This is a genomic window from Stutzerimonas azotifigens DSM 17556 (genome assembly GCF_000425625.1).
GTDB classification, from domain to species: Bacteria; Pseudomonadota; Gammaproteobacteria; order Pseudomonadales; family Pseudomonadaceae; genus Stutzerimonas; species Stutzerimonas azotifigens.
This window is the reverse complement of record NZ_AUDU01000016.1, coordinates 123,504-138,182: the sequence shown is the minus strand read 5'-3', so window position 1 is coordinate 138,182 and position 14,679 is coordinate 123,504. Positions and strand designations below refer to the sequence as shown.

The 14,679-nt window shown below is 68.5% G+C and carries 13 protein-coding genes; 10 read left to right on the top strand and 3 right to left on the bottom strand.

What is annotated here, in order from left to right; all coding sequences use genetic code 11:
- Nucleotides 1-22 precede the first annotated feature (22 nt).
- The 3 genes from H610_RS0100585 to H610_RS25285 are packed head-to-tail and all read left to right on the top strand — an operon-like array spanning nt 23 to nt 2,569.
- Nucleotides 23-1,471 (top strand): cytochrome ubiquinol oxidase subunit I, encoded by a 1,449-nt coding sequence (locus tag H610_RS0100585; RefSeq protein WP_028237916.1) that lies wholly within the window; start codon nt 23-25, stop codon nt 1,469-1,471.
- Complete coding sequence (gene cydB / locus H610_RS0100580) at nt 1,461-2,465, top strand: cytochrome d ubiquinol oxidase subunit II (RefSeq protein WP_028237915.1); 1,005 nt, start codon at nt 1,461-1,463, stop codon at nt 2,463-2,465. The genes H610_RS0100585 and cydB overlap by 11 nt, the downstream gene beginning before the upstream one ends.
- Nucleotides 2,462-2,569: a DUF2474 family protein gene (locus H610_RS25285; protein ID WP_152529022.1), complete on the top strand. Its 108-nt coding sequence runs from the start codon at nt 2,462-2,464 to the stop codon at nt 2,567-2,569. The genes cydB and H610_RS25285 overlap by 4 nt, the downstream gene beginning before the upstream one ends.
- A 104-nt stretch (nt 2,570-2,673) precedes the next feature.
- Here the strand turns inward: H610_RS25285 and H610_RS0100570 are convergent, their stop codons facing one another.
- Nucleotides 2,674-2,967 (bottom strand): DUF1652 domain-containing protein, encoded by a 294-nt coding sequence (locus H610_RS0100570; protein ID WP_028237914.1) that lies wholly within the window; start codon nt 2,965-2,967, stop codon nt 2,674-2,676.
- A 296-nt stretch (nt 2,968-3,263) separates the two neighbouring features.
- Here H610_RS0100570 and H610_RS0100565 point away from each other — a divergent pair, with 296 nt between their 5' ends.
- Both H610_RS0100565 and ligD read left to right on the top strand, forming a co-directional pair.
- Entirely contained in the window at nt 3,264-3,560 is a 297-nt protein-coding gene (locus tag H610_RS0100565) for a hypothetical protein (protein ID WP_028237913.1), read from the top strand.
- 68 nt (nt 3,561-3,628) lie between these two features.
- Nucleotides 3,629-6,175 carry a DNA ligase D gene (ligD, locus tag H610_RS0100560; RefSeq protein ID WP_028237912.1) on the top strand — a complete coding sequence of 849 codons (2,547 nt, stop codon included), beginning with the start codon at nt 3,629-3,631 and terminating at the stop codon, nt 6,173-6,175.
- Nucleotides 6,176-6,497: 322 nt separating this feature from the next.
- Here the strand turns inward: ligD and H610_RS0100555 are convergent, their stop codons facing one another.
- Both H610_RS0100555 and H610_RS0100550 read right to left on the bottom strand, forming a co-directional pair.
- Nucleotides 6,498-7,343: a universal stress protein gene (locus H610_RS0100555; protein ID WP_028237911.1), complete on the bottom strand. Its 846-nt coding sequence runs from the start codon at nt 7,341-7,343 to the stop codon at nt 6,498-6,500.
- Nucleotides 7,344-7,355: 12 nt separating this feature from the next.
- Nucleotides 7,356-8,843 (bottom strand): SulP family inorganic anion transporter, encoded by a 1,488-nt coding sequence (locus tag H610_RS0100550; RefSeq protein ID WP_028237910.1) that lies wholly within the window; start codon nt 8,841-8,843, stop codon nt 7,356-7,358.
- Nucleotides 8,844-9,242: 399 nt separating this feature from the next.
- Between H610_RS0100550 and msrP the strand changes: the two genes are divergently transcribed.
- The 5 genes from msrP (at nt 9,243) to H610_RS0100525 (ending at nt 14,566) form a co-directional block, all read left to right on the top strand.
- A complete protein-coding gene (gene msrP, locus H610_RS0100545; protein ID WP_028237909.1) occupies nt 9,243-10,259 on the top strand; it encodes a protein-methionine-sulfoxide reductase catalytic subunit MsrP in 1,017 nt (338 codons plus the stop codon).
- Nucleotides 10,259-10,900, top strand: coding sequence for a protein-methionine-sulfoxide reductase heme-binding subunit MsrQ (msrQ, locus tag H610_RS0100540; protein ID WP_028237908.1), 642 nt, complete (start codon nt 10,259-10,261; stop codon nt 10,898-10,900). Before msrP ends, msrQ begins: the two co-directional genes overlap by 1 nt.
- A 115-nt stretch (nt 10,901-11,015) precedes the next feature.
- Entirely contained in the window at nt 11,016-12,173 is a 1,158-nt protein-coding gene (locus H610_RS0100535; protein ID WP_043237275.1) for a gluconokinase, GntK/IdnK-type, read from the top strand.
- Nucleotides 12,174-12,218: 45 nt separating this feature from the next.
- A complete protein-coding gene (locus H610_RS0100530; RefSeq protein ID WP_028237906.1) occupies nt 12,219-13,496 on the top strand; it encodes a TRAP transporter large permease in 1,278 nt (425 codons plus the stop codon).
- A gap of 59 nt (nt 13,497-13,555) precedes the next feature.
- Nucleotides 13,556-14,566 carry a TRAP transporter substrate-binding protein gene (locus H610_RS0100525; protein WP_028237905.1) on the top strand — a complete coding sequence of 337 codons (1,011 nt, stop codon included), beginning with the start codon at nt 13,556-13,558 and terminating at the stop codon, nt 14,564-14,566.
- Nucleotides 14,567-14,679: the final 113 nt, after the last annotated feature.

The window sequence follows — 14,679 nt, the reverse complement described above, 5'->3', positions numbered from 1 at the left end:
CACTCGAGCCAAGAGGTAGCCCATGTTCGGCCTGGACGCGTTGGAGCTGGCGAGGCTGCAGTTCGCCTTCACCATCTCTTTCCACATCATCTTCCCCGGCATCAGCATCGGCCTGGCGAGTTACCTGGCGGTGCTCGAGGCGCTCTGGCTGAAGACCGACAAGCCGGTGTACCTGCAGCTCTACCGCTTCTGGCTGCAGATCTTCGCGGTGACCTTCGCCATGGGCGTGGTCTCCGGGGTGGTGATGAGCTACCAGTTCGGCACCAACTGGGCCGGGTTGTCGCAGGCCGCCGGCAACGTCATGGGGCCGCTGCTGACCTACGAGGTGCTGACCGCGTTCTTCCTCGAGGCGGGCTTCCTCGGCATCATGCTGTTCGGCCTCAACCGGGTCGGCCGCAAGCTGCATTTCTTCGCCACGCTGATGGTGGCCATCGGCACGCTCATCTCGACCTTCTGGATCCTGTCGTCCAACAGCTGGATGCACACCCCCCAGGGACACGAGCTGATCGACGGCATCTTCGTGCCGCGCGACTGGCTGCAGATCATCTTCAACCCGTCCTTCCCGTTCCGCCTGGCGCACATGACCCTGGCGGCCTACCTGACCACCGCGCTGATCGTCGGCGCCGCCGGCGCCTGGCACCTGCTCAAGGGCGATCGCGACTCGGCGACCCGCACCATGTTCTCCATGGCGATGTGGATGATGCTGCTGGTGGCGCCGATCCAGGCGGTGGTCGGCGACTTCCACGGCATCAACACGCTCGAGCACCAGCCGGCCAAGATCGCCGCCATCGAGGGGCACTGGGAAACCAGCCGCGGCGTGCCGCTGCTGCTGTTCGGCATTCCTGACATGGAGGCCGAGACGACCCGCTACGCGGTCGGCATTCCCAACCTCGCCAGCCTGATCCTCGCGCACGACTGGGTCGGTGAAATACGCGGGCTCAAGGAATGGCCGAAGGAGGACCGGCCCAACTCGCTGATCGTCTTCTGGAGCTTCCGCATCATGGTCGGCCTGGGGCTGCTGATGATCCTCTCGGGCCTCGTCAGCGGCTACCTGCGGCTGCGCGGGCGGCTGTACGAGTCGCGCGGCTTCCACCGTTTCGCCCTGGCCATGGGGCCGGCCGGCGTGATCGCGCTGCTGGCCGGCTGGATCACCACCGAGGTGGGCCGCCAGCCCTGGGTGGTCTACGGACTGCTGCGCACCAGCGACGCCGTGTCGGGCCACAGCGCGGGGCAGGTCGGCACCTCGCTGGCGATCTTCTTCGTCGCCTACCTGCTGGTGTTCGGGGTGGGCGTGACCTACCTGCTGCGGCTGATGCGCCGCGGCCCGGCGAAGCTCGCGCCGATGCACCCGCACCACGAGGATGCCGGCCCGGGCCGCAGCCGCCAGCCGATGCGGCCGCTGTCCGGCGCCGAACTGGCGATCGACGAAGAAGAACATCAGGGTCCGGAGGGCAAGCGCGATGGAGATTGATCTGCCGATCGTCTGGGCGGGAATCATCGCCTTCGGCATCTTCATGTACGTGGTGATGGACGGCTTCGACCTCGGCATCGGGATTCTCTTCCCGTTCGTGCCGGAGGAGGAGAAGCGCGACGTAATGATGAACACGGTCGCGCCGATCTGGGACGGCAACGAGACCTGGCTGGTGCTCGGCGGCGCGGGGCTGTTCGCGGCCTTCCCGCTGGCCTATTCGGTGGTGCTCACCGCGCTCTACATGCCGCTGATCATCATGCTGATCGCGCTCATCTTCCGCGGCGTGGCCTTCGAGTTCCGCTTCAAGGCCAAGCGTACCCGGCACATGTGGGATCTGGCCTTCATCGCCGGCTCGCTGGTGGCCACCTTCAGCCAGGGCGTGGTGCTGGGCGCCTTCATGAACGGCATCGAGGTGGAAGGGCGGCAGTTCGCCGGCGGCGCCTTCGACTGGTTCGCACCGTTCCCGCTGTTCACCGGCGCCGCGCTGGTGGTCGGCTACGCCATGCTCGGCTGCGGCTGGCTGATCATGAAGACCTCGGACGAGCTGCAGCAGCGCATGTTCACCCTCATGCGCCCGCTGACCATCGTGCTGCTGATCACCATCGGCCTGGTCAGCCTGTGGACGCCGCTGGCGCACCCGGCCATCGCCGAGCGCTGGTTCAGCCTGCCGAACCTGTTCTACTTCATGCCGGTGCCGATCCTGGTGGTGGTCACGGTGATCGCGCTGCTGCGCGCGCTGCTCCAGCAGCGCGACGTGCAGCCGTTCGTGCTGACGCTGGTGCTCATCGTGCTGGCCTACACGGGGCTGGCGATCAGCGTGTGGCCGAACATCGTGCCGCCGGAAATCGACTTCTGGGAGGCCTCGGCCGACCCCAGCAGCCAGGCCTTCACCCTGGTCGGCGCGGTGATCCTGGTGCCGATCATCCTGGCCTACACGCTGTACAGCTACTGGATCTTCCGCGGCAAGGTGAACCTCGGGGAGGGCTACCATTGAGCCCACGCTGGCGCCAGCTGGCGTGGTTCGTCGGGCTGTGGTGCGGCGGCGTGCTGACCGTCGCCGCGGTGGCCTATGCGATTCGCTGGATGATGGGACTCTAGGGTCTGTCGCCATTTCGTCGTGAGCCGCGTTGCCGCGTCAAATGGCGCCAGGGCCGGGCGGCGATCCGCCAGACCTCGGGACGCAGGCAATGGTGATCCCCGCTTCAGCTCGAACGCGTCGTCGCCGGCTCGTTCAGCGCCGGTTCGGCCGAATCCAGGGTGCCACGGGTGGCATAGAGTTCGACGCGCAACTCCTGGGCCAGGCGGACCAGATTGGCCGCGTCGCGGCACTGGTCGTTGGTGATGCCCATGACGGTGAGTTCTTCCCCGCCGGCCTGCTCCTCGTAGACGCGAACGCTCAGGGTGCTGTTCGGCTCGGTGCGGCACTCGCAGCGGTACGGCTGCAGGTGATCGCGCAGGATCGCTTCGATCTTCAACAGGGAAAGACGCGTGTTCATGAATCCTCCTTGAGGCTGGAGGTAACCGGGCCCGCACCCGCCTCGCGTTGCCGTGGATGACGGCCGGCTTTTGTGAAGGTCATCACAACCCTAGCAGGCGGGAATCAGATGTCTACCGGCCGGCGCCGGATTTTTTGCCCGTGCCGGCCCACGCGAGGAGCCACGGCCCCTGCGGCCGCGACCATCCATCCGAAAGCCACGTAGCCCGGCGGTCGGGTTTCCTGCAACTCGCGTCGCGCGCGTTTGCCGAACCTGGTGAACGTTCGCGGGCGCGTCCCGCTCGCAGGAGACACGACATGATCAGACCGATAGCGATCGCCGTAGCCGCCAGCCTGTTCAGCCTGCCGACGCTGGCCCAGTGGCCGGCCGGCACCCCGGAAGACGAACGCGGCTCGCGGCCCAGCCCCATGGGCACGCCGGCGCCGACCCAGGAACTGGAAACCGAGACCAACGAGCGCGGCGAAGTCGTCACCGAGGACGGCCGCAAGGTGCGCACCCAGCCGCGTGACGACGGCCAGCACGACGAGTCCACCCGGCATTCCTCGCCGGGCGGCACCCTCGACGAAGGCACCGACGCCGGCAAGCTGGAGTGAAAGCGCCCGGCCGCGGCGCGTACCCGCGGCCGGTGCCCCGACAGGCTTCCACCCACAGGAGCGCGGCCATGGCACTGGACGAATACAACCGCAAACGGGATTTCGCCGCCACGCCGGAGCCCGCCGGCCAGGCGCGTAGCCGCCGCCGGGCACGGACCGAGCAGGCGCTGCAGTACTGCATCCAGAAGCACGACGCCACGCGCCTGCATTACGACTTCCGCCTCGAACTCGACGGCGCCCTGAAGAGCTGGGCGGTGCCCAAGGGGCCCAGCCTGGATCCGAAGGCGCGGCGGCTGGCCGTGCACGTGGAGGACCATCCGCTGGAATACGCCACCTTCGAGGGCAGCATTCCCAAGGGCCATTACGGCGCCGGCGAGGTGATCGTCTGGGACCGTGGCGTGTGGATTCCGGAGGGCGACCCGCACGAGGGCTACCGCAAGGGCAAGCTCAAGTTCACGCTCGAGGGCGAGAAGCTGTCCGGCAGCTGGAATCTGGTGCGCACGAAGAACGACAGCGGCGGCAAGGAACAGTGGTTCCTGATCAAGTCCAACGACGAGGCCGCACGCCCGGGAAACGAGTACGACATCGTCGAGGCGCAGCCCGACAGCGTGCTCAGCGACCGCACGTTGATCCCGCGCAAGCGTGGCGCCCCCGAGCAGCCGGCGGAGCTGAAGAAGCCGGCGCGTCGGCGGTCGCGCCAGCAGGCGCCGGCGCTGACGCTCGAGGGCGCCAGGCCGGCGCCGCTGCCGGAGCAGTACAGGCCGCAGTTGGCGACGCTGGTCGAATCGGTGCCGGATGGCGACTGGCGCTACGAGATCAAGTTCGACGGCTACCGGATCATGGCGCGCATCGAGTCCGGGCGCGTGCAGCTGTTCACCCGCAACGGCCACGACTGGACGGCGAAGATGCCGGACCAGGCCGAGGCGCTCGCCGGCCTGGCGCTGGAGTCGGCCTGGCTGGACGGCGAGGTGGTGGTGCTGAACGAGGAGGGCACACCCGATTTCCAGGCGCTGCAGAACGCCTTCGACGTCGGCCGCAGCGGGCGCATCGTCTACTACCTGTTCGACATGCCCTATCTCAACGGCATGGACCTCGCCGCGGTGCCGCTGGAACAGCGCCGGGCCGCCCTGGCAGCGGTGCTGGAGAAGAACGAGAGCGAGCTGCTGCGTTTCTCCGCCGACTTCGGCGAGGAGCCGGATGCGGTGCTCGACAGCGCCTGCCAGATGAAGCTGGAGGGGCTGATCGGCAAGCGCGCCGGCAGCGGCTACGTGTCGCGTCGCAGCAACAGCTGGGTGAAGATCAAGTGCAAGAACCGGCAGGAGTTCATCATCGTCGGTTACACCGATCCCAAAGGCGCCCGCACCGGCTTCGGCGCGCTGCTGCTCGGTCTGCACGACGACCAGGGGCGGTTGCGCTACGCCGGCAAGGTCGGCGCCGGTTTCAACCAGGTCACGCTCAAGAGCCTGCATGCCAGGCTCGAGCCCCTGGAGCGCCGCGACCCGGCGGTGGTCAACCCGCCCACTGGCGCCGAAGCGCGCGGCGCGCACTGGCTCGAGCCGGAACTGATGTGCGAAGTCGCCTACGGCGAGATGACCCGCCAGGGCGTCGTGCGGCACTCGGTGTTCCATGGGCTGCGCTCGGACAAGCCGCCGCAGGCCATCACCCATGAACGTGCCGCGCCGGCGCCGGGCGCGAAGCCCGGCGAGAAGGGCGGAGCGAAGGCGGGTGGCGCGCCCGGCAAGATCAAGATTTCAAATCCCGAGCGCATCGTCGACAAGACTATCGGCGCGACCAAGATGGAGCTGGCGCGCTACTACGCCGAGGTCGCGCCCTGGGCCCTGCCGCACCTGCGCCAGCGCCCGCTGGCCCTGGTGCGCGCGCCGGACGGCATCGACGGCGAGCTGTTCTTCCAGAAGCACACCGAGAAGCTGAGCATCCCGCACATCACCCAGCTCGACCCGAGCCTGTACCCGGAACACGCGGCGCTGCTGTCCATCGACACGCCCGAAGCCCTGGTCGGCGCGGCGCAGATGGGCACCATCGAACTGCACACCTGGAACGCGGTGGCCCCGGACCTCGACCATCCGGACCGCTTCGTGCTCGACCTCGACCCCGATCCGGCGCTGCCGTGGAAACGCATGGTCGAGGCCACCCAGCTGACCCTGACGCTGCTGCAGGAGATCGGCCTGCGCGGCTTTCTCAAGACCAGCGGCGGCAAGGGTATGCACATCATCGTGCCGATCGTGCCGGGCGAGGGCTGGGACGAGGTCAAGGGCTTCAGCCAGGCGATCGCGCGCTACATGGCCAGGCTGCTGCCGCAGCACTTCTCGGCCGTCGCCGGACCGAAGAACCGCGTCGGCCGGATCTTCATCGACTACCTGCGCAACGGCAAGGGCGCCAGCACCGTGGCCGCCTACTCGGTACGCGCCCGCGAGGGCCTGGGCGTGTCGGTGCCGATCCACCCGGACGAACTGCAGGACCTCAAGGGCGCCAACCTGTGGAACATCCGCAACCTCATCGAGCGGCTGGAAGAGCAGGGCGACGACGACCCCTGGGCGGAGCTGTACGAAGTGAAACAGACGATCACCGAAGAGATGCGCGAGCGGTTGGACTGAAGCCCGTGCACCTCTCCCTCACCCGGCCCTGCGGGCCACTTCGGTGCCCTGTGGGCGGTCTCGACCGCGAACGAAACCGGCACGCCGCCCTTTGTAGGAGCAGGCTCTGCCTGCGACCGCTGTGGGAGGTGCACCCTCGCGGCGACGGGCAGGCAAAGCCCGCCCCAACCGAAGGCTCGCCCGAGTCGGCCCTCATCCGGCCCTGCGGGCCATCTCTCCCGGAGGGAGAAGGGAAAGGCACGGCTCCGGGTGACTCGGTGCCCACCGTGGCAGCGCGCATGACGCCTTCTGTAGGAGCAGGCTCTGCCTGGGACCGCTTTGCTCAACGCAACAGCAGCAGCGGCGTCGAGCTGGTGCGAAGCATGTGCGTCGTGGTGCTGCCCACCAGGAACCGCCGAATCCGCGAATGACCGTAGGCGCCCATGGCCAGCAGGTCGATGTCGTGCTCGCGCTGATAGGCATGCAGCGCCGGTTCGACTTCGCCGGCGCGCAGGGCGGTGTGCACGACGTAGCCAACCCGCTCCAGCGTCTGCCGGGCCCAGGCGAGCTGCGCCTGGGCCCCCTGGCGGTCCGCCCCAATCATCACCAGGTGCATCGGCAATTCCTGCAGCAGCGGCGAAGCGGCTAACGTCTCGACCGCCTTGCGCGCGGTCGGGCTGCCGTCGAAGGCGAGCATCAGGTTGCGCGGCGGGGCGAAGTCCGTCGGGGTGACGAGGACCGGCCGGTGCACCAGGCGCACGACGCTTTCCAGCTGGCTGCCGACCTGGCCGGCGGCGCTGCCTTCGCCCCGCTGGCCGATCACGAACAGGCGGGTGTCGGCTTCCAGCTCCTGCAACGTGTCGGCCAGGCCGCCGTGGCGCTGGCGGGTCTCGGGCCAGGCGATACCGGCGGCCTGCGCGCGTTCGCGTGCGCAGGCGAGCATCAGCCGGCCCTCTTCGAGCGCCAGCCGGTTGCGCTGCTCGTCCAGCGCCGCCAACTGCTCGAGCAGGTACTCGCGGCTGCCCAGGCCGATGGCGCCGCTGAGGTCGCCGGTCACCGGGTAATGCCGGTGATCGAGCACATGCAGGAAGGTCAGCGGCGCGGACAGGCGGCGGCTCGCCCAGGCAGCGGCGTCGCAGACGGCGGGCGAAGAGGCCGAGCCGTCGATGCAGGCCATGATGTGATTCAAGCGATGCCCCCGTCAGTGCCCCATGAGCCGGTCGATGGCGTCCGGTTTGTCGTGCGTGCCGAAGCGATCGACGATGGTGGCGCTCGCTTCGTTGAGCCCGAGCACCTCGACGTCGCTGCCTTCGCGGCGGAAGCGGATCACCACCTTGTCCAGCGCGGCGACCGAGGTGATGTCCCAGAAGTGCGCGCGGCCGAGGTCGATGGTCACGGTTCTGAGGCCCTCCTTGAGGTCGAAGGCGCGGGTGAACTTGTCCGCCGAGGCGAAGAACACTTGACCGACCACGTGGTAGGTTCGGTGTTCGCCGCGTTCGTCCAGCTGCGAGCGGATGTCCAGGTAGTGCCCGACCTTGTTGGCGAAGAACAGCGCCGCCAGCAGGACGCCGACCAGCACGCCGTAGGCCAGGTTGTGCGTGGCCACCACCACGGCGACGGTGGCGATCATCACGATATTGGTGGACAGCGGATGCCGGCGCAGATTGCGTACCGACTCCCAGCTGAAGGTGCCGATCGACACCATGATCATCACCGCGACCAGTGCGGCCATCGGGATCTGCCGCACCCAGTCGCTGAGGAACACCACCAGGATCATCAGCACCACGCCAGCGATCAGCGTCGACAGGCGCGTGCGGCCGCCGGATTTGATGTTGATCACCGACTGCCCGATCATCGCGCAGCCGGCCATGCCGCCGAACAGCCCGGCGGCGATGTTGGCCACGCCCTGGCCCTTGCACTCGCGGTTCTTGTCGCTGGGCGTGTCGGTCAGGTCGTCGACGATGGTGGCGGTCATCATCGACTCCAGCAGGCCGACCACCGCCAGCGCGGCGGAGTAGGGGAAGACGATCGCCAGCGTCTCGAAGGTCAGCGGCACGTCCGGCCAGAGGAAGACCGGCAGGGTGTCGGGCAGTTGGCCCATGTCGCCGACGGTGCGGATGTCCAGCCCCAGGTAGATCGCCACGGCGGTGAGCGAGAGGATGCATACCAGCGGCGAGGGGATCAGCCGGCCGACCACCGGGACGTGGGGGAACAGGTAGATGATGCCCAGGCCCGCGGCGGTCATCGCGTAGACGTGCCAGGTCACGCCGGTGAGCTCCGGCAGCTGGGCCATGAAGATGAGGATCGCCAGGGCGTTGACGAAGCCGGTCACCACCGAGCGCGAGACGAAGCGCATCAGCGAACCCAGCCGCAGGTAACCGGCGCCGATCTGCAGCAGGCCGCACAGCAGCGTGGCGACCAGCAGGTATTGCAGGCCGTGCTCGCGTACCAGGGTCACCATCAGCAGCGCCATGGCGCCGGTCGCCGCGGAAATCATCCCCGGGCGGCCCCCGAGGAAAGCGGTCACTACCGCGATGCAGAAGGACGCATAGAGCCCCACCTGCGGATCGACGCCGGCGATGATGGAGAAGGCGATGGCCTCGGGGATCAGCGCGAGGGCGACCACCAGGCCGGACAGCACGTCGCCACGGACGTTGGAAAACCAGTTCTGCTTGAGACTGCGGAGCATTGTCGGGTCCAGTCAGGGACTGCCGGCAGAGCGGCAGTCGTTCTTCGTTGGGGCATTACCGAGCGCCGTGCGGGCGCACGGCAACGCGCCGGCGAGGCAGGCCGGCGCGGGAGGAGGGGGTGGAGCGCTATGGGGGCGTAGGCAGCCAGTGGGTGTCGAAGGTGACCATGCCGTTCGGGGGAACAGGTGAACAGGGCCGCGGATGGTACTACGGCAGGCTCGCCGAATCGACTCCGGAAGACAGGTGCCGGTCGGGAATAATCGGCCGCGGCGTTCGTCGGACCGCACGACTCACTGCACGCCGGGGGCTGCGTGCTGCCTTCCGGGAGGGAAGGGCGTACGATTTCGTTCCACACGCAGTGTCTCCCGCCAGCCCAACAGCCATTGCCGAGGCGCGCCATGCTGATCCGATTGCCCAACGCTTCACGCTGCCTCCCGTCCGAGATCACGCCCGAGCCGGTCTACCTGTCGCGCCGCCGCTTCATGGCCGCGGCCGCGGCTGGCGTCGCCGGCAGCGCACTGCCCGGCCTGGCACGGGCCCGGGACGCGGCGTCGCCCTACGATGTCCCGGCTCCGGACGACCAGCCGGCCTGGTTCACCGACAAGCTGCCGCAGGCGCAGTGGAAGGCGGTGGACGTCCGCGGCGAGGCCATCACGCCGTTCCAGGACGCGACCCACTACAACAACTTCTATGAATTCGGCCCTGACAAGGGCGATCCGGCCGACCATGCCTCGGCCATGCCGACCGAGCCCTGGTCCGTCGTCATCGAGGGTGCCGTGGCAAAGCCGGGCACCTACAGCCTCGAGGATCTGGTGCAGCCGCACCGCCTGGAGGAGCGCATCTACCGCCTGCGCTGCGTCGAGGCCTGGTCGATGGTCATTCCCTGGCTCGGCTTTCCGCTGGGGAAACTCATCGAACGCGCCGAGCCCACGGCGGGCGCGAAGTACGTCGCCTTCCAGACCGCCCAGTTGCCGGAGGCGATGCCGGCGCTGCGTTCGCGCTTCAGCCTGATCGACTGGCCGTACCGCGAGGGCCTGCGCATGGACGAGGCGATGCATCCGCTGACGCTGATGGCCGTCGGCATGTACGGCCGGGTGCTGGAGCCGCAGAACGGCGCGCCGCTGCGGCTGGTGGTGCCCTGGAAGTACGGCTTCAAGAGCATCAAGTCGATCGTGCGCATCAGCCTGGTGGAGCAGCAGCCCTACACCACCTGGCAGGACCTGGCGCCGCAGGAGTACGGCTTCTACGCCAACGTCAACCCGCAGGTCGACCACCCGCGCTGGTCGCAGGCCAGGGAGCGGCGGCTGCCGACCAACCTGTTCAGCACCAACGTGCGCGACACGCTGATGTTCAACGGCTACGCCGACGAAGTGGCGAGCCTGTACCAGGGCATGGACCTGCGCCGGTACTACTGATGAAGCATCCTGTCTGGCGTGGTGCGGTGTTCCTGGCGGCCCTGGCGGTGCCGCTGTACTGGCTCTACCAGGCCTGGATCTTCGCGCTCGGCCCCGACCCGGGCAAGGTGCTGGTCGACCGCCTGGGGCAGGGCGCGCTGGTGCTGCTGTTGCTGACGCTGGCGTTGTCGCCGCTGCAATGGGCCACGCGCTGGAGCGGCTGGGCGCAGGTGCGCCGCCAGCTGGGACTGTGGTGCTTCAGCTACGCCTGCCTGCACCTGATGGCCTACCTGATGTTCATCCTCGGGCTGGACGCGTCCCAGCTCGGCAGGGAGCTGGTCGAGCGGCCCTACATCATCGTCGGCGCGCTCGCCTGGCTCGGGCTGCTGACGATGGCCATCACCTCCAACCGCTGGAGCATGCGCCGCCTCGGGCGCGGCTGGAAGAAGCTGCACCGCATCGTCTACGGCGTGCTCGGCCTCGCGCTGCTGCACATGCTCTGGGTGGTGCGTTCGGACATCGGCCTGTGGCTGCTCTACTTCAGCCTCGGCGCGGCCCTGATGCTGCTGCGCCTGCCTTTGCTCAGCCAGCGGCTCAAGCGCCTGCGCCGCGGGCCGATAGGCTCGCCGCGGCGTGCGGCGGACACTTCCCCCGGCGCGTGACGCACCCGGCGCAATCGGCATCCGACCGGGCGCTCGGGTTGACTCCTTGCATGATAGCGCTACCATCAATCGCACAAGCATAAAACGCAGTACCTCGATGCTGCCTGGAGCGACCATGTCCACGCCGAATTCCTCGCGATCTCTCGCCCTGCCTCCGTCACGCGCGCTGGTGGTCATGGGCGTCAGCGGCTGCGGCAAGACCGACACCAGCCTCGGCGCCGCCCGTTGCCTGGGTTATCGCCACATCGAAGCCGACCATTTCCATCCCGCCGAAAACGTCGAACGCATGCGCGCCGGCATTCCCCTGAGCGACCAGGACCGCATCCAGTGGCTCGACCGCCTGATCGAAGAGATCCGCCGCGCGCAACAGGACGGCGAAGGCTTCGTGCTGGCCTGTTCGGCACTCAGGCGCAGCTACCGCGAGCGGCTGCGGCGCGCCGTGCCGGAGCTGCGCTTCGCCCATCTGGTGGTGGACTACGAGACCGCGCTGCAGCGGGTCGGGGGCCGCGCCGGGCACTTCATGCCCACCTCGCTGGTAGACAGCCAGTTCGCCACCCTGGAGCCGCCCGAAGGCGAGCCCGGCGTGCTGTCGGTGGATGCCACCCGGCCCACGGACGAGGTGGTGCGAACCATCTGTGACTGGATGCTGACGCAGACCCCGGGGGCCGGCGTCCAGGCGCGGGTGCGCCACGCCGCCGGCGCAGGCCCGGCCGCCGAGGACGAGAACGCCTCGGAGCAGGCGCCGTCGCTGGGCAACCCGCCGATCTACACCGGGCCGCTCGCACGCCTGTTCGACCGCCTCACCGACGGCCTGATGGCGCTGCTGATGGCGGTGATGGTGATCGCCGTGTTCGGCAACGTGGTCGGCCGCTACCTGTTCAACGCCGGCTGGGCCGGCGCCGAGGAGCTGTCGCGCCTGGCGTTCGTCTGGCTGGTGTTCGTCGGCGTCGCCTCGAGCCTGCGCCGCGGCGAATTGATGAGCTTCACCATGCTGCGCGACGGCCTGCGCGGTGCCCTGCGCAAGCTGGTCGACTCGCTGAGCTGGCTGCTGGTCTGCGTGGCCTGCGCGCTCTGTGCCTGGGGCGGCTGGCAGCAGGTCGCCTACGGCTGGGGCAACAAGAGCCCGGTGCTGGCCTATCCGGTGGTGCTGGCGATGGTGCCGGTGCTGCTCGGCATGGTCGCCCTGGGCGTGCTGGCGCTGGTCCAGCTGGTATCGCTGTGGCGCGCGCAACCGCCCGCTGCGCGCGCCGCGGCCAACATCACCGCCGACTGACGGCACCAGAACAACGACAGGGGCAACGCCCACGGAGCAACGCGAATGACCGTCGTCGTCTTTCTCTCTTCGCTGCTGGGATTCATGGCCTTCGGCATGCCCATCGCCTTCGCGCTGATCCTCACCGGCACGGTGCTGATGTGGTACCTGGACTTCTGGGACGTCCAGCTGCTGGCACAGAACCTCAAGGCCGGCGCCGACAGCTTCCCGCTGCTGGCGGTGCCGTTCTTCATCCTCGCCGGCGAGCTGATGAACGCCGGCGGTATCTCGCGGCGCATCATCGCCATGGCCCAGGCCTATTTCGGCCACCTGCGCGGCGGCCTGGGCTACGTGGCGATCGCCGCCGCGGTGCTGCTGGCCAGCATGTCCGGCTCGGCGCTGGCCGACACCGCGGCGCTGGCGACGCTGCTGCTGCCGATGATGCGCGAGCGCGGCTATCCGCTCAGCGCCTCGTCGGGACTGGTGGCGGCCGGCGGCATCATCGCGCCGATCATCCCGCCGTCGATGCCCTTCGTGATCTACGGGGTGGTGACCAACACCTCCATCAGCCAGCTGTTCCTCGCCGGCCTGGTGCCGGGGCTGATCATGGGCGCCGGCCTGGTGATCGCCTGGACGCTGATCTCGCGCGGCATGCAGGAGCCGCCGCAGGCCAAGGCGAGCAAGGCCGAGCGTCGCCGTGCGCTGGCCGACGGCGTGGCCGCGCTGATGCTGCCGGTGATCATCGTCGGCGGCCTGCGCGGTGGCATCTTCACCCCGACCGAGGCCGCAGTGGTGGCCGCCGTCTACGCCTTCCTGGTGTCCACGCTGCTCTACCGCGAGCTCGACTGGGGCGCGCTGATCGAGGTGGCCACCCGCGCCAGCCGCACCACCGCCTCGGTGATGTTCCTCTGCGCCGCGGCCACGGTGTCCGGCTACATGATCACCCTGGCGCAGCTGCCCGGCGAGATCGCCGCGATGCTCGGGCCGCTGGCCGACCATCCGCGCCTGCTGGTAGCCGGCATCATGCTGCTGATGATCGCCGTCGGCATGGTGCTCGACCTGACCCCGACCATCCTCATCCTCGGCCCGGTGCTGGCGCCGATCGCGATGAAGGCGGGGGTCGACCCGGTGTATTTCGGCGTGATGTTCGTGCTCATCGGCTCCATCGGGCTGATCACCCCGCCGGTGGGCACGGTGCTCAACGTGGTCGGCGGCATCGGCAAGCTGCGCATGGAGGTGCTGGTGCGCGGCGTGATGCCGTTCTTCCTGATGTACCTGGTGGTGGTCGCGCTGCTGATCCTGTTCCCGGCGATCGTCACGGTGCCGCTGGCCTGGCTGCGCTGATCCGGGCCAAACCGCTTCGCTTCGGTGAAGCTCCCTACAACAACAAAAGGTATCGCCACATGAAACGTCTGCTCCTCGCCACCCTCGCCGTCGCGACGCTCACCGGCGCGATGGCGGCCAATGCGCAATCCGACGAGATCCGTTCGCGGATGATCCGCTTCGGCTACGGCCTCAACGAAGACAGCAACCAGGGCAGGGCGGCCAAGCTGTTCGCCGACGAGGTGGCCAAGGCCTCGGGCGGCAAGCTGAAGGTGCGCACTTTCGGCGCCGCCAGCCTCGGCTCGGACGACCAGATGCAGAACGCACTGATCGGCGGCGCGCAGGAAATGATGGTCGGCTCCACCGCGACCCTGGTCGGCATCACCGAGGAAATGGCGGTGTGGGACACGCCCTTCCTGTTCGACAGCGAGCAGCAGGCCGACGCCGTGCTCGACAGCGAGGTCGGCCGCAAGATCATGGACAAGCTGGAAGAGAAGGGGCTGGTCGGCCTGGTGTACTGGGAGAACGGCTTTCGCAACATGACCAACAACGTGCGACCGATCGAGAAGGTCGATGACTTCAGCGGCATCAAGCTGCGCGTGATGCCCAACCCGGTGTTCCTCGAGACCTTCAAGCTGCTCGGCGCCAACGCCGTGCCGCTGCCGTTTTCCGAGCTGTTCACGGCGCTGGAGACCAAGGCCGTCGACGGCCAGGAAAACCCCTACAACACGGTGCTGTCGTCCAAGTTCTACGAGGTGCAGAAGTACCTGACGGTGACCAACCACGTGTACAGCCCGTGGATCGTGACCGCTTCCAAGCGCTGGTGGGATTCGCTGTCCGAGGCCGAGCGGGACATCCTCATGGCGGCCGCGAAGAAGGCCCGCGACGCCGAGCGCGAGGACACCCGCGCGGAAGCGGCCAGGGCGCTGGCGGCGCTGAAGGAGCAGGGCATGCAGGTCAACGAGCTGAGCCCCGAAGTCACCGCGCAGCTGCGCGAAAAGGCGCAGCCGGCGATCCAGAGCGTGATCGACCGGGTCGGCCAGGACCTGTTCCAGGAGGTCGAGGCCGAACTGAAAAAGGCGGCGCAATGAGTCGGCGAGCGGGGGCGTGCGACCTTTCGCGTACGTCCCCGCGGGCGCCGAGGCCTGCTAGGCTGCGTACGCCGCGTCGGCCGGGCGCCGGTATTTTTCCTGCAAGGCCCCGG